Annotated in this window: 22 protein-coding genes; 18 read left to right on the forward strand and 4 right to left on the reverse strand. The window is 52.4% G+C overall.

Features of this window, described 5'->3' with window-relative positions:
- The first annotated feature begins 28 nt into the window (after positions 1-28).
- From gldB to KK078_RS01665, 10 genes are all read left to right on the forward strand, one after another.
- On the forward strand, positions 29-1,036 hold the full coding sequence (gene gldB / locus KK078_RS01620; protein WP_254088486.1) for a gliding motility lipoprotein GldB: 1,008 nt from the start codon (positions 29-31) through the stop codon (positions 1,034-1,036).
- 61 nt (positions 1,037-1,097) lie between these two features.
- On the forward strand, positions 1,098-1,859 hold the full coding sequence (gene tpiA / locus KK078_RS01625; protein WP_254088487.1) for a triose-phosphate isomerase: 762 nt from the start codon (positions 1,098-1,100) through the stop codon (positions 1,857-1,859).
- A 32-nt stretch (positions 1,860-1,891) separates the two neighbouring features.
- Positions 1,892-2,737 (forward strand): 50S ribosomal protein L11 methyltransferase, encoded by an 846-nt coding sequence (prmA, locus tag KK078_RS01630; RefSeq protein WP_254088488.1) that lies wholly within the window; start codon positions 1,892-1,894, stop codon positions 2,735-2,737.
- Positions 2,738-2,832: 95 nt separating this feature from the next.
- Entirely contained in the window at positions 2,833-3,711 is an 879-nt protein-coding gene (locus tag KK078_RS01635; protein ID WP_254088489.1) for an NAD kinase, read from the forward strand.
- A gap of 52 nt (positions 3,712-3,763) precedes the next feature.
- A complete protein-coding gene (locus tag KK078_RS01640; RefSeq protein ID WP_254088490.1) occupies positions 3,764-4,825 on the forward strand; it encodes a DUF6089 family protein in 1,062 nt (353 codons plus the stop codon).
- Positions 4,822-5,514, forward strand: coding sequence for a type IX secretion system protein PorG (gene porG / locus KK078_RS01645; protein WP_254088491.1), 693 nt, complete (start codon positions 4,822-4,824; stop codon positions 5,512-5,514). The genes KK078_RS01640 and porG overlap by 4 nt, the downstream gene beginning before the upstream one ends.
- 56 nt (positions 5,515-5,570) lie before the next feature.
- Entirely contained in the window at positions 5,571-6,323 is a 753-nt protein-coding gene (locus KK078_RS01650) for an isoprenyl transferase (protein WP_317195863.1), read from the forward strand.
- On the forward strand, positions 6,323-9,001 hold the full coding sequence (locus tag KK078_RS01655; protein ID WP_254088493.1) for a BamA/OMP85 family outer membrane protein: 2,679 nt from the start codon (positions 6,323-6,325) through the stop codon (positions 8,999-9,001). The genes KK078_RS01650 and KK078_RS01655 overlap by 1 nt, the downstream gene beginning before the upstream one ends.
- Positions 9,002-9,003: 2 nt before the next feature.
- Positions 9,004-9,540: an OmpH family outer membrane protein gene (locus KK078_RS01660; RefSeq protein WP_262898566.1), complete on the forward strand. Its 537-nt coding sequence runs from the start codon at positions 9,004-9,006 to the stop codon at positions 9,538-9,540.
- Positions 9,541-9,555: 15 nt separating this feature from the next.
- The gene (locus KK078_RS01665) at positions 9,556-10,122 is read left to right on the forward strand and encodes an OmpH family outer membrane protein (protein WP_254088495.1); all 567 of its coding nucleotides are present in this window, start codon (positions 9,556-9,558) and stop codon (positions 10,120-10,122) included.
- A 95-nt stretch (positions 10,123-10,217) separates the two neighbouring features.
- Here the strand turns inward: KK078_RS01665 and hpf are convergent, their stop codons facing one another.
- The 4 genes from hpf to KK078_RS01685 all read right to left on the reverse strand — a co-directional run bounded on the left by hpf (position 10,218) and on the right by KK078_RS01685 (position 13,117).
- A complete protein-coding gene (hpf, locus tag KK078_RS01670) occupies positions 10,218-10,523 on the reverse strand; it encodes a ribosome hibernation-promoting factor, HPF/YfiA family (protein ID WP_254088496.1) in 306 nt (101 codons plus the stop codon).
- A 138-nt stretch (positions 10,524-10,661) separates the two neighbouring features.
- On the reverse strand, positions 10,662-11,540 hold the full coding sequence (locus KK078_RS01675) for a tyrosine-type recombinase/integrase (protein ID WP_254088497.1): 879 nt from the start codon (positions 11,538-11,540) through the stop codon (positions 10,662-10,664).
- A gap of 157 nt (positions 11,541-11,697) precedes the next feature.
- Positions 11,698-11,895, reverse strand: coding sequence for a 30S ribosomal protein S21 (gene rpsU / locus KK078_RS01680; RefSeq protein ID WP_254088498.1), 198 nt, complete (start codon positions 11,893-11,895; stop codon positions 11,698-11,700).
- A 52-nt stretch (positions 11,896-11,947) separates the two neighbouring features.
- Positions 11,948-13,117, reverse strand: a complete 1,170-nt coding sequence (locus KK078_RS01685; protein WP_317195864.1) for an acyl-CoA dehydrogenase — start codon at positions 13,115-13,117, stop codon at positions 11,948-11,950.
- Positions 13,118-13,289: 172 nt separating this feature from the next.
- Here KK078_RS01685 and KK078_RS01690 point away from each other — a divergent pair, with 172 nt between their 5' ends.
- From KK078_RS01690 to infB, 8 genes are all read left to right on the forward strand, one after another.
- Entirely contained in the window at positions 13,290-14,606 is a 1,317-nt protein-coding gene (locus KK078_RS01690) for a UDP-glucose dehydrogenase family protein (RefSeq protein WP_254088499.1), read from the forward strand.
- The gene (locus KK078_RS01695) at positions 14,596-15,588 is read left to right on the forward strand and encodes a UDP-glucuronic acid decarboxylase family protein (RefSeq protein ID WP_254088500.1); all 993 of its coding nucleotides are present in this window, start codon (positions 14,596-14,598) and stop codon (positions 15,586-15,588) included. Before KK078_RS01690 ends, KK078_RS01695 begins: the two co-directional genes overlap by 11 nt.
- A 12-nt stretch (positions 15,589-15,600) precedes the next feature.
- Positions 15,601-16,662, forward strand: a complete 1,062-nt coding sequence (gene rfbB, locus KK078_RS01700; protein ID WP_254088501.1) for a dTDP-glucose 4,6-dehydratase — start codon at positions 15,601-15,603, stop codon at positions 16,660-16,662.
- Positions 16,663-16,682: 20 nt separating this feature from the next.
- Positions 16,683-17,549: a glucose-1-phosphate thymidylyltransferase RfbA gene (gene rfbA, locus KK078_RS01705; RefSeq protein WP_254088502.1), complete on the forward strand. Its 867-nt coding sequence runs from the start codon at positions 16,683-16,685 to the stop codon at positions 17,547-17,549.
- A 6-nt stretch (positions 17,550-17,555) separates the two neighbouring features.
- Positions 17,556-18,182, forward strand: a complete 627-nt coding sequence (locus tag KK078_RS01710) for an HD domain-containing protein (protein WP_254088503.1) — start codon at positions 17,556-17,558, stop codon at positions 18,180-18,182.
- 226 nt (positions 18,183-18,408) lie between these two features.
- Positions 18,409-18,873, forward strand: a complete 465-nt coding sequence (locus KK078_RS01715) for a ribosome maturation factor RimP (RefSeq protein ID WP_254088504.1) — start codon at positions 18,409-18,411, stop codon at positions 18,871-18,873.
- A 9-nt stretch (positions 18,874-18,882) separates the two neighbouring features.
- Entirely contained in the window at positions 18,883-20,127 is a 1,245-nt protein-coding gene (gene nusA / locus KK078_RS01720) for a transcription termination factor NusA (RefSeq protein ID WP_254088505.1), read from the forward strand.
- 122 nt (positions 20,128-20,249) lie between these two features.
- Positions 20,250-23,150, forward strand: coding sequence for a translation initiation factor IF-2 (infB, locus tag KK078_RS01725; protein ID WP_254088506.1), 2,901 nt, complete (start codon positions 20,250-20,252; stop codon positions 23,148-23,150).
- Positions 23,151-23,204: the final 54 nt, after the last annotated feature.

The following is a 23,204-nucleotide window of genomic DNA, read 5'->3' on the forward strand; positions in this document are numbered from 1 at the left end:
GCATAACACTGGATATTTTACACGAACTATGAGGAGCGTATTGATCGGCTTGTTTGCCGGCTTGATTTTTTTGAGTGGTTGTGGTGACAAGGAACAGGAGGAGGCTTGTGTGTTTGAGCCCAGCCTGGACGGCAAGGGCGTGACCGTATCCTTCGAGCAGCTCCAGGAGTCGCTGGTGCAGGTGAAAAGCAAGCAGGAGCTGGTGGCGCTGCTTACGCGCGAGCCGCTGGTGCGCGATTACATTTTCCGGCGCAACGAGTACCCCGACGATTCGGTCTTTATCAACGAGCTGTATGCGCGCTTTGCCAACCCGCACCTCGATACGCTGGCGATGGAAGTGAAGCGGGTGTTTGGCGATGGCAGCGCGCTGCGGAAAAGCTTTGAAGACGCCTTTGCGCACATTCAATATTATTATCCCGACTTTACGCCGCCGAAGATCAAGACGGTGATCTCGGGCCTCGACACGGACTTGCTGGTGTCGGACTCGCTCATCATCGTAAGCCTCGATTTTTATCTCGGTGCCGGTGCGAAGTACCGGCCGAAGATCTACGACTACCTGCTGCGCAAGTATGACCCGGACGATATCGTTCCTTCGTGCCTGTTGATCTATGGCATCAGCGACCGGTTCAACAAAACTTCTTTACAGGACAAGACCGTTTTGGCCGACATGGTCGCTTACGGCAAGTCCTTTTACTTTGCCAAACACATGATGCCCTGTTTGCCCGACAGCACCTTGATCTGGTACACGCCGGCGGAGATCAACGGGTCGCGCGCGCACGAAGACCTGATCTGGGCGCGGTTCATTGAAAGCAAGGTGCTGTATGAAACCAGCCACGTGGTAAAGAAAGACTACCTCGGCGAGCGGCCGGTCACGATACAGGTGGGAGAAAAATGCCCGGGACGTATCGGCCAGTGGGTAGGTTGGCGTATCGTCAACAGCTACATGAAGTCGCACGCCGACAAGACCCTGCCGCAGCTCATGGCGGCGGAAGATGCCCAGCGGCTTTTCAAGGAGTCGCGATACCGCCCGCAATAGGGTTGGGAAAAAAGGGGGAAAAAAATATCTTTGGGGCCTTAAAATCTAAATCTACAGAACTATGCGTCAGAAAATCGTAGCCGGCAACTGGAAAATGAACAAGACCCTGGAGGAAGCAAACATCCTTGCTTCAGAGGTAACGGGCATGGTGGCAGACGAAGTAAAAGGCGATGCGAAAGTGATCTTTTGCGTTCCCTTCCCTTACTTGCTGCCGATCAAAAATCAGTTAGGCAACAATGCGCGGATTTCTGTAGGCGCTCAAAACTGCAGTGAGCACGAGTCTGGTGCATACACCGGTGAGGTGTCGGCCCCGATGCTCAAGTCGATGGGTATCCCCTACGTTATCCTGGGTCACAGCGAGCGTCGTCAATATTTTGGCGAAGACGGCAAGCTGCTGGCAAAGAAGGTAGACGTTGCGTTGAAGCACGGCCTGTCGCCGATCTTCTGCTGCGGCGAGCCGCTGGAGGTGCGCGAGGCGAACGGCCACGAAGCGCTGGTAAAAAAGCAAGTTGAAGAAAGCCTGTTCCACCTGGACGCTGATGCGCTGAAGAAGGTGGTCATTGCCTACGAGCCTGTATGGGCGATCGGCACGGGCAAGACGGCCTCTGCGCAACAAGCACAAGATATGCACGCGGTCATCCGCAAGCACCTGGCCAGCAAATACGGACAGGCTGTTGCCGATACCATCATCATCTTATACGGCGGCAGCGTCAATGCGGCCAATGCCAAGGAGCTTTTCTCCTGCCCGGATGTAGACGGTGGCCTGGTGGGCGGCGCATCGCTCAAGTCGCGCGACTTCACCGAAGTTATCAAAGGAGCTTAAGCAGTCTAACCGATCTTCACCCGGCGTTACGCATGTATTACTCTCGCTTCCAGGTGACCTGTGCTCCGGAATATTCGGAGATCCTCATGGCTGAAATGGCGGAGGCAGGCTTTGATTCTTTTCTCGAGACCGACACGGGCTTTGAGGCCTATGTTATGTTAGAGAACTACGACAAGGAGAGACTGGAAGAGATCAAGGCGCGCTACGGCGCGCAGACGCCGCTCTCTTTCGAGCAGGATAAGATTGAAAAACGCAACTGGAACGAGGAGTGGGAACAGAGCTATCAACCCATTGTCGTTGACAACCGTTGCCTTATACGCGCGGCGTTTCATGCGCCCGACGCGTCGTATCCGTACGAGATCGTCATCACCCCCAAGATGTCGTTTGGCACGGGCCACCACCAGACTACGTACCTGATGGTAAAGAATCAGCTGGACATGGACCATCGCGACAAGCGCGTGATGGATGCCGGCTGTGGCACGGCCATCTTGTCGATCATGGCGTGTAAGCTGGGGGCGACTTCGGTGGAGGCCTTCGACATAGACGAGTGGAGTGTCATTAACGGCCAGGAGAATATCGAGGTGAACGGTTGTGCGGGCATCCATTTGCAACAAGGGAAGTTTGAACACTTGCAGCCGCAGGGACCGTTCGATATCATCCTGGCCAACATCAACAAAAACGTCTTACTCCAAGAGATTCAATACTATCAAGGCTGTCTGGTGCCCGGCGGCCTGTTGCTGCTGAGTGGCTTCTACACGCATGACATTGCCGACATTGCGCAGGAGGCGGGCCGTTATGGCCTGCGCCAGGTGCGTGAGGACGAGCGTGAGTCATGGGCGGCTGTACTTTTTAAGAAGGACACTGACGGAGGCTTGTAGCTTGTGCTATTGCCGCTTCCTTTCTATCTTTAATTCCAGCGTGAGATTTTTAGCGTGAATGACCTGCTGGGTCAGAAATTTTAAATAAACGTCAGATGCGAATCGCTGTTCATGGGAAGGAGTTCAATCGTCAGTCAGCGCCTTTTATTGTCCGTATTTTTGAGATCCTTCAGCAGCAAAAAGTTGAGATCTGGGTTTCGGCGAGGTTCGGTTCATATCTGAAGACCGCGGCTTTTAAAAACATCAAGATCAAGAAGACATTCAACCCCGACGACTCGCTGAAGGGGGTGGATGTGTTTATCAGTGTTGGTGGCGATGGCACACTTCTTGAAGCCGTCACACACATTGCGAAGTTGAAGATACCTGTGCTGGGTATCAATACGGGCCGGCTAGGGTTCCTGGCGACCATCAGCAAGGACGAAACCGAACAGGCGTTACTGCAGGTTTGCCAGGGTGCCTACACCACGGAAAAGCGCACCATGCTGAAGCTCAATACGAACTCAGATGCCTTTGGGAAGCAGAATTTCGCCTTAAACGATTTTACGCTGGTCAAGAAAGACACGTCATCGATGATCACGATTCACACTTACATCGACGGTGAGTTTCTGAACACCTACTGGGCAGACGGCATTATTGTGTCGACGCCGACGGGTTCAACGGGCTATTCTTTGAGCTGCGGAGGGCCGTTGATCTTTCCCAGATCTGGAAATTTTGTTATCACTCCGGTAAGTCCGCACAACTTAACGGTGCGGCCGATCGTGGTTCCGGATACTGCCGAGATCACGTTCCGCGTGGAGGGGCGGAGCAAAAAATTTCTGGTATCGCTGGATTCGCGGGTGGCGTCGGTGGATGCTTCGGCCGTGATGAAGGTATCGAAATCGGATTATGTCGTGCATTTAGTTCAATTGGAGGGCCAACATTACTTCCGTACCCTTCGGCATAAGTTGAATTGGGGGCTGGACATCCGTAATTGAAAATTTACTAGTTTTGTAATTCTCTGATCTATAGAAGCTTATTTTTACTAACATGAGGAAGCTAATCATTGCCGTACTCGCTTTTGTTCTGGTTACCGGCGCAGAAGAGGCCGTTGCCCAAATGAACAGAAGGTCGATCAAGCGCAACAACAAACGTATGATGACCTACCGCGGCAGGAAATCTTCTTTTGAAAAGAGCAATTCTTACAACATGGTGTCGGTGTCGCTCAACGCGCTGAACTACTATGGTGACCTGGCACCGGCGCCGAGTCGCTTCAGTACCGACATCAGCTTTACACGTCCGGCCCTTGGCATTTCGTTCGGGCACCGTTTCGGCCCACGCTATACGCTGACGGCTTCGTTCATGTACGGCACGCTGCGGGGTTCGGACGTCGAATCGGCCGATGCGGGAGATGCTGACAACGGGCGTTTTCGTTTTCAGCGGAACCTCTCCTTCCGCAACCGCATAAAAGAACTTTCCGTCATTGCGAGCATCGACCTTTTCCCCAACCGCGACACCTATATCAGCCGCGTGCGCTGGACGCCGTATGTGTTTGCCGGTTTGGCGGTCTACCATCACAACCCGCAAGCCCAGGCACCTGACACGGACCTCAATGGCAATCCACTGGCCGAAGCCGGCGAGTGGGTAGACTTGCAACCGCTCGGTACAGAGGGCCAACACTCCACGCTGCCTGATTCGGCGGTGAACTACGGCATAAAACCTTACAAAAGAATTCAGCTTTCCATACCAATGGGGTTGGGCGCACGTTTTAGAATCAACCAGCTTATGGATTTTTCCGTAGAGCTTGGGTTCCGCTACCTGTTTACGGACTACATCGACGATGTAAGTCAGAACTACGTGGACCTGGGCGTGTTTGGTGACAACGAGCTGGCGAAGGCGATGTCGTATCGTTCGAGCGAGCTATTTACGCCGCCCAATCCGCCGTATGTGAGCCCGGTGGACGGTCGCACGTACCTGGTGCTGGACGGCTATGGCCGCGAGCATCCGGACAACTTGCGCGGGAACAAGAACGACCGGGATATTTTCATGACGACGACGTTTAAACTTACGTACATACTAGGCAAATCATTTCACAGGGCTAAATTCAGATGATCCGTTATACGTTGACAAGGCTGTCTTTTGGGTTCATAATCTTTCTGTTGTCATGGGAGTGGGCGCACGCACAGCGCTCGGAAGTGGGATTCGGCATTGGCACGTTTAATTATACGGGAGATCTCGTTCATCATTACAATTTTAAATATTCGCGTCCGGCGGCGACGGTTTTTTACCGATCTAACCTCAGCAACGTGGTGAGTTTTCGCACCAGCCTGACCGGAGGCCAGCTCAGCGCTTCTGAAAAACCGCTCGACGCCTTTGCCAAGCAACGCGATGCGTCGTTCGACATTTTCCTGATGGAAGTATCGACGGTGCTGGAGTATCACTTTCTCGACTGGCGCGACTCCAAGCGCTTTGTGCGGTTGAACCCCTACCTTTTTGGCGGCGTGGGCCTGTTTGGCATTTCGGGCAACGGCGAAAAGACGGAAGAATACAGTAATGTTCAGGTGTCCATTCCGTTTGGGCTGGGCGTTAAATATGTGTACAACCCCAAATGGTACTTTGGCCTGGAGCTGGGCGTACGCAAGACCTTCTTTGATCACCTCGACAATATTTCGGGCGGCGACATTCGTTACAAGAATTATCAGTACGGCAATCCGAACGACAACGATACCTTCTACTACCTGGGAATTAGTCTAACGCGGACTTTTTACGAAATTCCCTGCCCCAGAAGTCCTTATAAATAGGTCCTTCTGCTGCTTTTCTTTTAACCCATACGGCTTTTTACTACTTTTGACCTCTTGTGGCTTCTTTAAAGGAACATATAGATTTAAATAATCTGCCCCAGCACCTTGCTATCATCATGGATGGCAACGGCCGGTGGGCTAAAAAGAAGGGCGCCATGCGCATTTTCGGACATCGCAACGCCATTCAGGCGGTGAAGGATGTGACGGAGGGCTGTGCGGAGCTGGGGGTGAAATACCTGACGCTGTACGCCTTTTCGACCGAGAACTGGACACGCCCGAAGGCCGAGGTAGACGGCTTGATGGAACTATTGGTCAACACGATCAAGGGCGAGATCAAAACACTTATGGACAACCAGGTGCGGCTGACGACGATCGGTGAGACGTCACAGTTGCCGCAGGATTGCCAGAACAACCTGGCCTGGGCGATGAACCAGACCAAAAACAACAAGGGGCTTACCCTTGTCCTGGCGTTGAGCTATGGCGGCCGCCGGGAGATCATCAATGCGGTGAAGCAGTTGGCGGCGGAGGTCAAGAGCGGGAAAGTGGCGCCGGAAGAAATAAATGAAGGGGTTCTTGAGAACTATTTGCAGACTTCGGGCATCCCAGACCCAGAGCTGTTGATCCGCACCAGTGGCGAAATGCGTGTGAGCAATTTCCTGCTGTGGCAGATTGCCTACACCGAGCTTTTTATCACACCCACACTTTGGCCCGATTTCCGCAAGGAACATTTGTACGAGGCCATATGGTCGTATCAGCAGCGCGAACGAAGATTTGGAAAAACTAGCGAACAATTGAATCCCGTAAGTTGATGAAGAAAGTTTTATTCCTGGTGATCCTTTTGGGTTTCACGGTTGATACATGGGCTCAATTCAGACGAAATCGCGAACGTTCCGGGACTGCCGCTGAAAACAACCTGAACTACGCCAACCCGGCGGAGTACACCATTGCGGGCATTGAAGTGACCGGCCTGAATGTGCTGGACAAAAATGCCATGGTGTCGCTGACGGGTCTGAAGGTTGGCGATAAGATCAAGATCCCCGGTGATGCGATCACCACGGCCATCCGCAGCTTGTGGAAGCACGGCCTGGTGGGCGACGTAACGATCAAGGTCGACCGTATTGAAGGGGACAACGTATACCTCAACATTGTACTGGCCGAGCGACCCCGCCTGACCAGCTTTTATTTTACCGGCATTTCCAAGTCACAGGAGAGCGGTCTGAAAGAAGACCTGACGCTGATACGTGGTAAGATCGTAAACGACGCCATGGTGCGGAATACCGAGCTTGCCGTCAAGAAATACTTTGTTAAGAAAGGCTTTCTCAACACCGAGGTGAAGATTACGCAGGATGCCGACACATTGCGCGACGGCATCATCATGAAGATCGCGGTGAACCCGAAATCGAAAGTCAAGATCAATCACATCGCGTTCACCGGCAACGAACACATCGACGATGCCAAGCTGAAAAAGAAAATGAAGGGCACGCACGAGCGCCCGCGTTTTGCGCTGCACCGCACGCTGCTGAAGGAGATCGCCAACATCAAGCCGAAAGAATTTATGGATTCCAGCTACAAAGTGAGCTGGAAAGAAGCGAAGGAGTTCCTGAACGACAACGTGAAGCTGAACATCTTCAGCAGCTCGAAGTTCATCCAGACCGACTACGAGGACGATAAAAAGGCGGTGGTCGCCTACTTCAACACCAAAGGTTATCGCGACGCTGAGATCGTGACCGATACGGTCTATGCCCACGATGGCCGCACGATCGATATCGACCTGCACGTGTATGAAGGTCCCAAATACTACTTCCGCAACATTATCTGGACGGGTAACTATATCTATACCGACAAACAGCTCGGTGCCGTGTTGGGTATCAGCAAAGGCGACGTTTACAACAAGGAGCTGATCGACAAAAAACTCCAGTTCAACCCGAAGGGTATGGACATCAGCGGTCTCTATATGGATGACGGCTATCTATTCTTCCGGATCAACCCGGTGGAGGTGGCGGTCGAGGGCGACTCGATCGACGTAGAGATGCGCATCTTCGAAGGTGAGCAGGCCACGATCAACGAAGTAACGATTGCCGGTAACGAGCGGACCAGCGACCACGTGATCCGTCGTGAGCTGAGCACGATACCCGGTCAGAAATTCAGACGTTCCGATATCATCCGTACGCAGCAGAAGCTGGGTCAGCTGGGCTACTTTGCACCTGACAAGATCGGCCAGAACCTGGTGCCGAATCCGGCGAACGGAACGGTGGACGTTCAGTGGACGGTGGAGGAACAATCGAACGACCAGGTGGAGCTTTCCGGTGGTTGGGGTGGATACTACGGTTTCGTGGGTACGCTGGGTCTGACGTTCAACAACTTTTCGTTGCGTAACATACCGCACTTTGAGCACTGGCGTCCGCTGCCGGTGGGTGACGGTCAGCGTCTGTCGCTGCGTGCGCAGGCCAACGGCCGTTCTTTCCAAAGCTATAGCTTCTCATTTACGGAGCCCTGGCTGGGTGGCCGCAAGCCGCACTCGCTGTCGGTAAGCTTTAACAGCTCGTTCCAGCGCTATCCGTATGGCATCACGACCAGCGACAACGACTCGCGCCTGCAGGTGCACAGCGTGACGGTGGGTCTGGGCCGTTTGCTGGAGTGGCCGGACAACTACTTTACGTTGACGAACTCGGTGTCGTACCTGCGCTATATTCTGCAGAACTGGAACTCTGGTCTGGGCTATACCGACGGTGTTTCCAACAGCTTTACCTTTAACACCACGCTGGCACGTAACAGCATCGACAACCCGATGTATCCGGCGCAAGGTTCGAGCATATCGTTGAGTGTGACGCTGACACCGCCTTTCTCGTTATGGCGCGACATCAACTATGCAACGGTCGACGCTGCGGAGAAATATAAGTGGATCGAATATCACAAGTGGATGTTCGATGCGAAGTACTACCTGCCGTTGGACAATAAGAAAAAACTTGTGCTCGAGGCGAAAGCCCACTTTGGCTTCATTGGCAAATACACGACTAAGGCGGGTATTGGACCGTTCGAGCGGTTCTACCTGGGCGGCGACGGTCTGGCGGGTGGTTTCAACTCCTTCCTGTTAGGTCAGGAAGTGATCGGTCTGCGCGGCTACCAAAACAACTCCATTACGCCTCCGTATTACGACCAGAGTCTGAACAGCGGCCAGGGCGTGCTGGCAGGGGGTATCGTATACGACAAACTCGGGCTTGAATTGCGTTATCCCGTAACGACGGGTAACGCCGCAACGATTTATGGTTTCGTCTTCACAGAAGCGGGTAATAACTGGAACAATTACGATGATTTTAATCCGTTTAACCTGTATAAATCTGCCGGGTTTGGTGCCCGGATCTTTATGCCGGCATTCGGATTGATAGGCTTGAACTGGGGATATGGTTTCGATCCGGTGCCGTTAAATGGAAGAGGGCCTGTTAGCGGCTCGCAATTCCACTTTACTATCGGTCAGCAACTCAGATAATTATGCGGGTCTATATTATTACGATATTTTTTCTCATTTTCGGCCTGAATTTTGTCAACGCTCAGAGGTTCGGGTACATAGACACGAACTACATCCTGGAAAAAATGCCTGATTATAAGAAGGCTCAGGATGAGATCAACCAGTTATCGGTCGCCTGGGAAAAGGAGATCGCCGACATGGACAAAAAGATCCAAGCCATGTACAGCGCTCTCCAGGCGGAGCAGGTGCTCCTGACGGATGCGATGCGGAAGGAGCGGACAGACGAAATTCAAAAGAAAGAAGTTGAGCTAAAGGACTACCAGAAGAAGGTGTTTGGATTTGGAGGCTTGTTTTTCCTGAAAAAGCAGGAGTTGACAAAACCGATCCAGGACAAGGTGTGGGACGCGGTAGACAAGGTCGCCAAGCAAAAGAACCTGCACATTGTCTTTGACAAGGCGGGGGAGCTGACGATGATCTACACCGACCCGCGGTACGACTATACCGACTTCATTTTGGATGAGCTTGGGTTAGGTGACCCGAATGATGAGATTAAAAACTAAAAATTGAATACCGTAATGAGAAAACTCGTTTTACTTGTGGTGCTGGGAATGACAGCGGCTGTCGCTCATGCACAGGCTCCTGTGAAGGTCGGCTATGCAGACGTAGACTATATATTTGCCCAAATGCCGGAGTCCAAGCAGATCGATGCCGAGCTGAAGTCGTTGCAAACACAGCTCAAAAATCAAAGTGACCAGAAGGTACAGGAGTTTCAAAAGAAACTGGCCGACTACCAAGCCAATATTAATACAATGCTGGAGCCCGTGCGTGTAAACACGGAGCGCGAACTGCAACAGCTTCAACAAAACATCGAGAAGTTTCAACAAGACGCTCAGACCACTATTCAAAACAAGCAGACCTCGCTGATGGATCCTGTTTACAAGAAAGTCGGTAAAACGATCGAAGAGACTGCGAAAGAGAACGGTTTTTCGTTCATCCTGAACCAGCAGATCGGCGGCCTGGACGTGATCCTGTATGGTGACGAGAAGATGGACATCTCTGACCTGGTATTGAAGAAGATGGGTGTAACGCCGAAGCCGGCTACTACTACGCCTGCTCCTGCTACCCCGGCGCCGAAGAAATAATCACTAGCGCACCGCGCAAAAAGAAGAGCCGCTCATCAGCATGAGCGGCTCTTTTCATTTATCGTTACCGTAGCGGGTTGTTTCCCGCCTGGGTGTTATGAAAGTCTATTGTTTCGAACGCGTGTCTTGAACTTGTCGAGCTGCATGCGCAATGCATCTGTCGCCAAGCCGGTAGCGGCTTCAAACGATTTTGCTTTTTCCGTCGCGAAGAGCATATTACCGGGCACGCGTAGCTTAATCTCTACTGTTTTGTTTTCAGTACCTTCATTATTCAGTCGGAGGAACACCTCACCATCCACCAGGCGGTCATAGAATGTATCGAGCTTGTCGAGCTTTTTCTGGATGAAGTTGATCAGCTTGCGGTCGGCGTCGAAATGGATGGAATGAACTTGTAACTTCATAATTGTTGAATTTTAAAGTGAACAATAGAATTATTGCCGGTTTTTGGAAAGTCCGGGTCTTTCGGTAAGTAGTTATGCTGTCATGCGTGGGTGGTTATAATCATACTGAATGCGTATAGATGTTGCCGGGATCTGGCCTTACGCTTTGGGGTGCGCAAGGTCGAATGCCTTCTTAAGCTTTTCGATAGAATTGTGCGTATATACCTGCGTTGCTGCCAGGCTGCTGTGGCCGAGCAAATCTTTTACGGCGTTTATCTCCGCGCCTTTGTTTAACAGGTGGGTGGCATACGTGTGACGTAATACGTGCGGGCTTTTTCGTTCGGCCGTAGTAGTCTGCAGACGTGTTTTGACAATGCGATAGACCATTACCGGGTAGCAAGGCTCGCCGGAATCTGTTACGAGCAACAGGCCATGTCCTTTATTTTCCACTTCCCGGTTCCTCACGTTCTTATAGTCTTCTATTATTGAAACGAGGTTTAGTGAAAAGGGGATGACTCTTTCCTTGTTTCTTTTTCCGAGGACTTTTATCGTTCTGTTTATCAGGTCGATTTGATTTTCGCGCAGGTTGATCAATTCAGACAAGCGCATGCCTGTGCCATAGAAGAGCTCGAGGATAAGCCTGGTGCGCCGGCCGTCGAATGTATCGGCATATACCTCGTTGTCGAGCACGCGCACCATATCGGCCTCTTTGACAAACGTGGGGATCCGCTTGGGTGCCTTCAGCGGTTTGACTTTGATCATGGGGTCGCTCTTCACGATGCCGCGGCGCATGAGGAATTTGTAGAACGAACGGAGGCAGGCGATCTTTCGGTTGACAGAAGTGGCGCCGAGGCCATCTTCGACCAGCTGGACGATCCAGTAGCGGATCTCATTGTAGCCGGCCTTTTCGGGGGCTATGGCATTGAAGGTTGTTTCGAGAAAGCCCAGGAATTGCGTAAGATCGTTTTCATACGCTAGGATGGTGTTAGCACTGAGTCTTTTCTCGGATTGAAGATATGTAAGAAAGGATTGTACCATGCTGCCTGCACCAAGTCTCCTGCTTGCCGGTGTTGGAGCAATGTAAAAAAAATAATCCCCATAAGCATGTACTTATGGGGATTGTTTATCCAATGGGGATACTTTGTGGACAACTAGCGTTATCCACAGAATTCCCGATAAAAGCTTTAGAAGCGGATTAACCGTTGGTTTCAGCCAGTCTTTGTTGCTCTCTGTAAGCGGCGCGGATGATTTGGTTCCGGCGACGAACAGATGGTTTTTCAAAGGCTGTGCGGGCGCGCAGTTCTTTCAGGACGCCTGTTTTCTCGAATTTCTTCTTGAAACGCTTCAGTGCCTTGTCGATCGACTCGTTTTCTTTTACGTTGATAATCAGCATATTCCTCAATTAGGGCTGCAAATATACGTGAAACTCGCTGACTATCCAAGTGTTACTTCAAAAGAGCCCGTGAAATGACCAGTTTCTGAATTTCTGAAGTTCCTTCGCCGATGGTACACAGCTTGGCATCGCGGTAGAATTTTTCCACGGGGAAGTCTTTGGTGTAGCCGTAGCCGCCAAAGATCTGCACGGCATCGTTGGCAACCTCCACGGCGATCTCCGATGAATACAGTTTGGCCATGGCGGATTCTTTTGTTACCGGTTTGCCATTGTTTTTCAGGTCGCCGGCGCGGAAGGTAAGCAGGCGAGCGGCTTCTACCTTTGTGGCCATGTCGGCGAGCTTAAAGGATATGCCCTGAAAGTTGGCGATGGGTTGGTCGAATTGTTTACGCTCCTGTGAATATTTCAATGCTGCGTGGAAAGCACCGGTGGCAATGCCAACGCCCAACGCGGCAATGGAGATACGGCCGCCGTCGAGAATCTTAAGTGACTGGACAAAGCCATCGCCCTCCTGCCCCAGCATCTGCGACTTGTGCACGCGGCAGTCCGTAAAGATCAGCTCGGCGGTTTCGGAGGCGCGCATGCCCAGTTTGTTTTCTTTTTTGCCGGATGTAAAGCCGGGTGTGCCTTTCTCTATTACAAAGGCGCTCATGCCGTGGGCGTCGCCTACGGAACCGGTGCGCACAATGACCACGGCGACATTGCCGGAGCGCCCGTGGGTAATAAAATTCTTGGCGCCGTTCAAGATAAAGTAATCGCCGTCGCGCACGGCGGTTGTACGCATGTTGCCGGCGTCCGAGCCTGTGTTGGGTTCGGTCAGTCCCCAAGCGCCGATCCACTCGCCCGAGGCAAGCCGGGGCAGGTATTTTCGTTTTTGCTCTTCGGTGCCAAACTGCAGAATGTGGTTTGTGCACAAAGAGTTGTGCGCCGCCAATGACAGGCCAATCGAACCGTCTATGCGGGCGATCTCAATAATGGCGGTGATGTATTCGGTATAGGTCAGTCCGGCCCCGCCGTACTCCTCGGGCACGAGCACGCCCATGAGTCCCAGGGCGCCCATTTTGCGAAATACGTCGATAGGAAATTCCTGGCTTTCGTCCCAGGTCATGATGTGAGGTACGATCTCACGCTGGCCAAAGTCGCGCGCCATCTGCGCGATCATCTTCTGATTTTCAGATTCGCTAAAATCCAACAACCGATGGTTCTCTGTAAGCACATCCATAACAATTCGTTTTTGAGGGTTAAGAAGACCCAAGGTAAGAAGAAGATGGGAATTACCAAACGAATGTTAGGTTGTAAAAATCAGGTATAAAGAATTGCGGTACGAAATAGCCTGAAACTGTCCAAATCCGTCTAAAAGTTATATTTTCGCAGATTGTAAAACCCTATAATCAATGAAAATAGCTGTAGTTGGCACTGGTTACGTTGGTCTCGTAACCGGGACTTGTTTTGCTGAAACCGGGAACACGGTCACGTGTGTGGACATCGACAAAGAGAAAGTAAAGAAGCTTCAGGGTGGTACCATTACCATCTATGAGCCGGGTCTGGAACAACTCTTTGAGCGAAACATCAAGCAGGAGAGATTGTTCTTTACCACCGATCTGGCGGAAGGCATCAAAGATGCCAAGATCATTTTCCTGGCGCTCCCTACGCCTCCGGGCGAGGATGGTTCTGCGGACCTGAAGTATATTCTGAAGGTGGCAGATGACCTGGGACCTTTGCTGTCCGATTATACCGTTATTGTCGACAAGAGTACGGTGCCTGTAGGCACGGCTGACAAAGTGCACGCCAAGATCGCGGCACATGCCAAGGTTGATTTCGACGTAGTATCGAACCCTGAATTCTTGCGTGAAGGTGTTGCCGTAGAAGATTTCATGAAGCCCGACCGCGTGGTGATCGGTACCACATCGCCCCGTGCGCGTAAAATAATGGAAACACTGTATGCTCCGTATGTACGTCAGGGCAACCCGATCATCTTCATGGATGAGCGTTCGGCCGAGCTGACGAAGTATGCGGCCAACTCATTCCTGGCGACGAAGATCACGTTCATGAACGAGATCGCCAACCTGTGCGAGCTGGTGGGCGCCGACGTAGACGCGGTGCGTAAGGGTGTTGGTACGGATAGCCGTATCGGTAAGCGTTTTCTCTTCCCGGGCATTGGCTATGGCGGTAGCTGTTTCCCGAAGGATGTTCAGGCGCTGGCCAAGTCGGCGCAAGATGTGCAGTATGACTTCCGCATTCTGCGTTCGGTGATGGATGTGAACGAAGATCAAAAGACGCGTCTCATCGCCCGCGTGAAAGAGCATTTCAAGGGTAACCTGAAGGGCAAGAGCATTGCTTTCTGGGGCCTGTCGTTTAAACCGCACACCGACGATATCCGGGAGGCGCCGGCACTGTATAACATCGAGGCGCTGTTGCAGGAAGGTGTCACGGTGCGTGCGCACGATCCGGAGGCGATCGAGAACGTGAAGCGTATCATGGGTGACAAGATCCAATATTTTGAAACGCCGTATGACGCTGCAGAAGGCGCCGATGCGATTTTCATCTCGACCGAGTGGCCGGAGTTCCGCACACCGGATTTTGAAAAGCTGAATTCGACCTTAAAAGGTAAAGTTATTTTTGACGGCCGTAACCTGTACGACCTCGAAGTGATGAAAGATCAAGGTTTTGCGTATTTCAGCATAGGAAGGGAGGTAATCAATGGCAAATAAAGGAAGAGTACTCATCACCGGCGGTGCCGGTTTTTTAGGATCGCACCTGTGCGACCGCTTCATTAAAGAAGGCTACAGTGTTGTGGCGATGGACAACCTGATCACCGGTGACCTGCGCAACATCGAGCATCTTTTCAAGCACGAGAACTTTGAGTTCTACAACCACGACGTGTCTACGTTCGTGCACGTGCCGGGCGACCTGCAATATATACTGCACTTCGCCTCGCCCGCCAGCCCGATCGATTACCTGAAAATACCGATCCAGACGCTGAAGGTAGGCTCCCTGGGTATTCACAACCTGTTGGGTCTCGCCCGTGCAAAGAAGGCCCGGATCCTGATCGCGTCTACGTCGGAAGTATACGGTGACCCGCTGGTTCACCCGCAGGTGGAAGAATATTATGGCAACGTAAACCCCATCGGGCCGCGCGGCGTGTACGACGAGGCGAAGCGTTTCCAGGAGGCCATTACCATGGCTTACCACACCTATCACAAAGTGGAGACGCGCATTGTGCGCATCTTTAATACCTATGGTCCGCGCATGCGCCTGAACGACGGCCGCGTACTGCCTGCATTCATCGGCCAGGCGCTTCGGGGCGAAGACCTGACAGTGTTCGGCGATGGCAGCCAGACCCGTTCGTTCTGCTATGTAGACGACCAGGTGGAGGGAATCTATCGCCTGCTCATGTCCGACTATCACCTGCCGGTGAACATCGGTAACCCGGATGAAATCACGATCCGTGAATTTGCCGAAGAGATCGTGAAGCTGACGGGTACGAAGCAGAAGGTTATTTACAAACCGCTGCCGCAGGACGATCCGAAGCAACGCCAGCCGAACACCACCAAGGCTCGTGAGATCCTGGGTTGGGAAGCGAAGGTATCGCGTGCCGAGGGTCTGAAGATCACGTACGAGTACTTCAAGTCACTTCCACAAGAGGTGCTGTACCAGCGCGATCATAAGAATTTTGAAAAATATATCCGATAGCAAATTCCGGCGATGTCCATACAGAAACTTCTCATTACCGGCGGGGCCGGCTTTATTGGTTCGCATGTCGTGCGCTTGTTTGTAAACAAGTATCCGGAGCGTACGATCATCAACCTGGATAAGCTGACCTATGCGGGCAACCTGGAGAATCTGAAGGACGTCGAAGGAAAACCGAATTACCGTTTTGTAAAAGGCGACATTTTAGACAACGCCTTTCTGGTGGATCTCTTTAAAGAACACGCTATCGAAGGCGTGATCCACCTGGCGGCGGAGTCGCACGTAGACCGCTCGTTGCACAACCCTGCGGAGTTTGCGCATACCAACATTGTCGGTACGCTAAATTTACTGCAGGTCGCCCAGGCCGCCTGGAAAGGTGCCACGGGCAAGCGGCGGTTTTATCACATCTCTACGGATGAGGTATACGGAACGGCCGATCAAGGAGAGTTCTTCACGGAAGAGACTCCCCTTGATCCCCGGTCGCCCTATTCGGCCTCCAAGGCCAGCAGCGATCACTTTGTCAGCGCCTATCACCACAGCTTTGGCCTGCCGACGCTGATCAGCCGTTGCTCGAACAACTACGGACCGTTCCACTTTCCGGAAAAGCTTATTCCGTTGATGATCCACAATATCCTCAACAGCAAACCGCTGCCGGTATATGGTAAGGGTGAAAACATCCGCGACTGGTTGTTTGTCGAAGACCATGCCCGCGCGATCGAGGCGATCTTTGAAAAGGGCAAGATCGGCGAGGTATATAACATCGGCGGCAACAACGAGTGGAAAAACATCGACCTGGTGAATCTGCTCTGCCGCATTCTGGACAAGAAGCTAGGGCGCGAGGATGGCACGTCGGCGAAGTTGATCACGTTTGTGACCGACCGCCCGGGGCATGACCTTCGCTACGCCATCGACGCGTCAAAGCTCATCAGCGAAACGGGCTGGCGGCCTTCCGTTACTTTTGAGGAGGGTTTGGATCAGACGGTCGACTGGTATCTGAACAACCCGGAGTGGTTACAACATGTTACTTCGGGCGATTACCTGAAGTACTATAGCGAGATGTACGGCAAGCGTATTTAGCAACCAAACCTTAGAAGCTCATGAAGGGTATTATTCTGGCCGGAGGATCGGGAACGCGTTTGCATCCGCTCACACTGGCGGTCAGCAAACAGCTCATGCCGGTGTACGACAAGCCGATGATCTATTACCCTTTGTCGGTGCTGATGATGGCGGGTGTTCAAGACATTCTGATCATTTCCACGCCGCACGATATGCCCATGTTCCAGAAGCTGCTGGGCGACGGCAAGCGGCTGGGATGTTCTTTTACGTACGCTGTGCAGCCTTCGCCGGACGGACTTGCGCAAGCGTTTATTATCGGTGAGTCATTCATCGGCCAGGAGACCGTTGCACTCATTCTCGGCGACAACATCTTTTATGGCTCGGGCATGCAGCGCCTGCTGCAGTCGCACCGTGACCCGCAAGGCGGCGTGATCTTTGCGTATCACGTGACCGACCCCGAGCGTTACGGCGTCGTGGAATTCGATGCCAATAAAAATGCCATCTCCATCGAAGAGAAGCCCCGGCAACCCAAGTCCAACTATGCGGTGCCGGGTTTATACTTCTATGACAACGACGTGGTGGAGATTGCGAAGAGCCTCAAGCCAAGTCCCCGCGGCGAGCTGGAGATCACGGATGTGAACAACACGTACCTCCAGCGCGGTAAGCTGACGGTGGCGCCTATGAGCCGTGGTACGGCCTGGCTGGATACCGGCACGTTTGACTCGCTTATGCAAGCTTCCAACTTTGTACAGACGATCGAGCAGCGCCAGGGCCTGAAGATCGGTTGTATCGAAGAGGTGGCGTACCGCATGGGGTATATCACCAAAGACGCACTTTTGGAGTTGGCGAAGCCGCTCGAAAAAAGCGGCTATGGCACGTATCTGAAAAATCTGCCCACGTATCTGTAGCGCATCATGACCTTTCAAGAGGCTTTTACGGATGCTGTACAACGCCACGGTGGTGATCGTGCAATGGCCGACGCCTTGTGGCAAGAGGCCATGCGGCATTACCAATCGCGCGGGCGTACTTATCATACGCTGGCGCATCTCGAGCAGGTGTACCGGGTGCTCATTCCGGTGCAAGACCGGATAGACGATTGGGACTGCGTGCTCTTTGCTATTCTGTACCACGACTATATCTACGACGTGCACCGGCACGACAACGAGGAAAAGAGTGCTGACTTTGCCCGGGAGCGACTGGCCCGGTTGAGTTTTCCGCCGGAGCGTATTGCGCTTTGCGCGGATATGATCGTGGCGACCAAGGGCCATGTGGCGGCCGAGATCAGCGACATCAATTATTTTACCGATGCCGACCTTTGCATTCTGGGGGCCGATGGGCCTGCCTACTCAGCTTACGCCGTGGCGGTGCGGCAGGAGTATTCCATTTATCCCGACGTGCTATACCGGCCGGGGCGGCGGAAGGTGTTGGAACGTTTTCTGAAAATGGACCGTCTCTTTAAGACTGCCGAGTTTTTTGAGCGTTATGAAGCCCAGGCGCGCATCAACCTGGCGCGGGAGCTGGGCGGCGGAATTGTGTATTGATTTGGGGTGTGCTGGGAATTTTTTAGCGCTAAATCCGTTTATTTAGCTGTCACTTCTTCCGAAAGTATTCAGGCCTTAAAAAAGTATTTTCTCAAAAAGGCCCGTTTTTAATCAATTCTCACAGAATTTTGCGATAAAAGTAAAAAATCATACTTTTGCGAAAGTTTCTGAGTATTCTTTCGGAGGGGACCGGTAGTCCCCTCTTTGTTTATAGAATATTTTACAAATGGATATAGCGGAAGAGATCAAGCGGATTGCCACATCGAAGTTGACGGATTCGAATCAGTTTATCGTCGATGTTATTGTTTCTTCCAAGCGCGGCCCCCGCAAGGTGCTTGTGCTTCTGGACGGAGACAATGGCATCAGCATCGATGCCTGTGCGGACCTCAGCCGCGCGCTGGCGCAGGACCTGGACGAAGTATCGTGGCTGGAAGATGCTTATACGCTGGAAGTGTCGACGCCGGGTGTCGACCATCCGCTCAAGCTGCAGCGGCAGTATCCGAAACACATCGGGCGTTCGCTGCGCGTGAAGCTGGCCGACAAGACCGTGGAAGGAAAGCTGGTGGCCATCGAGGGGGAGAAGATCACGGTTGCGCAAGAGGAAGGGGCCGGCAAAAAGAAAGTAGTAACGAACATAGACATCGTCTTTTCAGAAATAGAAAAAGCTTTGGTGTTAGTTAGTTTTAAATAAGACAAAACCATGGATGCACATGAATTAATTCAGTCATTTGCTGAATTTGCAAAGCAAAAGAACATCGACCGGCCCACCATGATCCGGATCCTGGAAGATGTATTCCGCAACATGATCCGTAAGAGATATGAGTCGGATGAGAATTTTGACATCATCATCAATGCGGACAAGGGCGACCTCGAGATCTACCGCTTCCGGGAGATTGTAGACGACGACTCGGAAGACATCTGGGATTTTGATAAGATAAGTCTTTCGGAGGCTCATAAGATCGAGCCCGACTTTGAAGTGGGTGAGGAAGTTTCTGAGCAGGTGTACATCGAGGACTTCGGTCGTCGTGCTGTTACGACGGCCCGCCAGACGCTGATTCAGAAGGTAAAGGATCTGGAAAAAGATATCCTTTTCCAAAAGTATAAGGACCTGGTGGGCGAGATCATCGCCGGCGAGGTTTACCAGGTTTTGAGCAAAGAAGTTTTGCTGACGGATGCTGAAAGCAACGAGATCTCCATTCCGCGCGGCGAGCAAATCCAAAAAGACCGTTACCGCAAGGGCGAGAATGTTCGCGCGATCGTGCACAAAGTAGACATGGTCAACGGCAATCCGAAAATCATCCTGTCACGAACTTCTCCGGTGTTCCTCGAGCGCTTGTTCGAGCAGGAAGTACCGGAGGTATACGACGGTCTGATCACGATCAAGAAGGTTGTGCGCGAGCCCGGCGAGCGTGCAAAAGTGGCGGTCGAGTCGTATGACGACCGGATCGATCCGGTGGGCGCTTGCGTGGGTATGAAGGGTTCCCGCATTCACGCGATCGTGCGTGAACTGCAAAATGAAAACATCGACGTGATCAACTATACCGAAAACCTGGAGCTGTACATTCAACGGGCGCTGAGCCCGGCGAAGATCTCTTCGATCAAGGTGGACAAGGATCACGGTCGCGTATCGGTATATCTGAAGCCGGACCAGGTTTCCCTGGCCATCGGTAAGGGTGGTTTGAACATCAAACTGGCAAGCCGGCTGGTGGGCTATGAGATTGATGTGTTCCGTGAACTGGCAGAAGGCCAGGTGGAAGAAGACGTCGACCTGGACGAGTTCTCAGACGAGATCGAAAGCTGGGTGATCGACGAGCTGAACCGGATTGGTCTCGACACAGCAAAGAGCGTATTGGCCCTCTCGAAAGACGAGCTGGTCAGACGCACGGACCTGGAAGAAGAGACAGTAGAAGGAGTTTTAAGCATTCTGAAGCGCGAATTTGAGTAATGTCACGCGGCAGGCTCCTGCGTTTTTTATGAATGTAGGGGGAGGTCTGTGAACAATGCGTTAAATTACGGCCGAATGCCACTTTAGATTTTAAAGTCTTTAAAAAACAGGGATATTTGAATATGGCAGAAGAAAAGTTGATCAGGTTGAGTCAGGCAGCGAGGAAGCTTAATGTTGGCCACAACACCATTTTGGATTTCCTCGGAAAGAAGGGTTTTTCCATCGAGAATAACCCTAATGCTAAGCTTACGCCTGAGCAATTCAATCTTTTGTCCAAAGAGTTTGCCTCTTCGGCGACCGATAAGCTCGAGGCCTCCAGTCTTTCCATTGGGGTGAAGCATGTAGATACGGCACAAGCGGAGAAAGATGCCGCGAAGAAGCGTATCGAAGAAGAAGAGCGCATTATGATTAAGAACCTCGGCTCCAAAGAGGTAAAAGCCAAAGAAGAGCCGAAGGCGGAACGGGTCACGAGCGACAAGCCGAAGCTGGAAGGCATCAAAGTGCTTGGCAAGATCGACCTGGAGAAAAAGCCTGCTACCAAAGAGCCTGAAGAGAAACCGGTCGTTGCCCCTGTCAAGGAGGAGAAACCGGTTGTTGCCGAGGTGGAAAAGCCGAAGGTAGAAGAAAAGCCTGTGGTGAAGGAAGTGGTGGAAGAGGCGCCGAAGAAAGTTGCAGAGGTTGAAAAACCTGTGGCAGAAGTGGCCCCGCCGGTAGTCGTTACACCCGAGCAGAAAGCACCCGAGGTTGTCGTGCCGCCGGTTGAAAAGCAGCCCGAGCCGCAACCCGAGTCAGAAGTCATCAAAGCACGGGCAGACCGGTTGAAAGGCTTGAAGGTAGTCGATAAAATTGAGCTGCCGGTAGACAAGAAAAAAGATGCTCCTGTAGCATCGTCTGATACGAAGGATGACCGCAAGGGCAAACGCCCGCGCAAGCGTATTCCTACCGATGACCAAAAAGGTCCTGGCCAGCAACAAGGCCAGGGTCAGGGGCAAGGCCAGGGTCAAGGCCCCCGTCCTCATCAGGGTGGTGGACCACGTCCTTTTCAGCAAGGCGGTCCGCGCCCCCATCAGCAAGGAGCCGGTCGCGGCCCGCACGCGCCGCGCATTCAGAAAGAGGAGCCTTCAGAAAAGGAAATTCAAGATCAGATCCGCGCTACGCTGGCTAAGCTGAGCGGCGGTAACAAAAAAACCAATAGCTCCAAGTACCGCCGTGAAAAACGGCAGGCGAACTCGGAAGCGCAAGAGCAGCAGATGCTGCAGGAGCAGGAGGCATCGAAGACGCTGCGCGTAACCGAGTTCATCTCGGCAAACGACCTGGCGTCGATGATGAACGTTTCGGTAAACGACGTTATCTCGACCTGCCTGAGCCTGGGGATGTTCGTTTCGATCAACCAGCGTCTGGATGCGGAAGCTATTACGGTCATTGCCGACGAGTTTGGCTATGCCGTACAATTCACGTCTGCGGAAGAAGAGCTGGAAGTAGAACAAGAAACAGAGCCCGAAGAAAACCTCGAGCCGCGTGCGCCGATCGTGACCATCATGGGTCACGTTGACCACGGTAAAACTTCCTTGCTTGACTACATCCGTAACACGAAGGTAACGGCATCGGAGGCGGGTGGTATCACGCAGCACATCGGTGCTTACGATGTGACGACGAAAAGCGGTAACAAGATCGCCTTCCTCGATACGCCGGGTCACGAAGCGTTCACCGCGATGCGTGCACGGGGTGCGAAGCTGACGGACATTGCCATCATTGTGGTGGCGGCCGACGACGATGTTATGCCTCAAACAAAAGAGGCTATCAACCACGCCCAGGTGGCCGGTGTACCCATCGTTATCGCTATCAACAAGATCGATAAACCTACCGCAAACCCCGACCGGATCCGCGAGGGCCTCTCGAAGATCAACGTGTTGGTGGAAGAGTGGGGTGGTAAATATCAAAGCCAGGAGATCTCGGCGAAATCCGGTAAGGGTATCGACGACCTGCTGGAGAAAGTACTGCTCGAGGCAGAGATCCTGAACCTGAAAGCGAATCCGAACAGAAACGCTACGGGTTCTATTATCGAAGCATCGCTTGATAAAGGACGTGGTTATGTAGCGACCGTGATGGTACAAACTGGTACGCTCGCTGTGGGCGACATCGTACTGGCGGGTGCGAACTACGGTCGTGTGAAAGCTATGTTCGACGACACGGGCAAGAAAGTGGCAGAGGCTGGACCTTCTACGCCAGTGGTATTGCTCGGTCTTGATGGTGCGCCGCAGGCGGGTGAGAAGTTTTCTGTTATGGAAACTGACCGTGAGGCGCGCGAGCTTGCTGCCAAGCGTAGCCAGCTGTTGCGTGAGCAGAGCATCCGTACGAAGAAACATATTACACTGGACGAGATCGGCCGTCGTCTTGCGATCGGAAGCTTCAAGCAACTGAATGTGATTGTAAAGGGCGACGTGGACGGTTCAGTGGAAGCGCTCTCCGACTCGCTGTTGAAACTGTCGACACCGGAAATTCAGGTGGCGATCATTCACCGTGGTGTTGGCCAGATCTCCGAGTCGGACGTATTGCTTGCGTCAGCTTCCGATGCGATCATCGTTGCCTTCCAGGTGCGTCCTTCGGGCGCGGCAAAACGCCTGGCGGAGAACGAAGAGATCGAAATCCGGCACTACTCGATCATCTACGATGCGATCAACGACGTGAAGGCTGCCATGGAAGGTATGTTGGCGCCCGAAACGGAAGAGGTTATCGTGGGTAACGCAGAAATTCGTGAGGTATTCAAGATCTCGAAGATCGGTACGATTGCAGGCTGTATGGTTACGGATGGTTCAATTAAGCGGAGCAATCCGATACGCCTTATTCGCGACGGTATCGTTACCTACGCCGGCAAGCTCCACTCGCTCAAGCGTCACAAGGACGATGCGAGCGAAGTACGCTCAGGCTTTGATTGCGGTATCGGTATCGATGGCTTCAACGATATGCAGGTTGGTGATGTAATTGAGAGCTACGAAACACGCGAAGTCAAACGTACACTGTAAGCGAATTTTGAACTACAGATGATGGGCGGTTAAGGCCCATGGAAATATGAAGAA

The sequence above is a fragment of the Dawidia soli genome, from assembly GCF_018598185.1.
GTDB classification, from domain to species: Bacteria; Bacteroidota; Bacteroidia; order Cytophagales; family Cyclobacteriaceae; genus Ohtaekwangia; species Ohtaekwangia soli.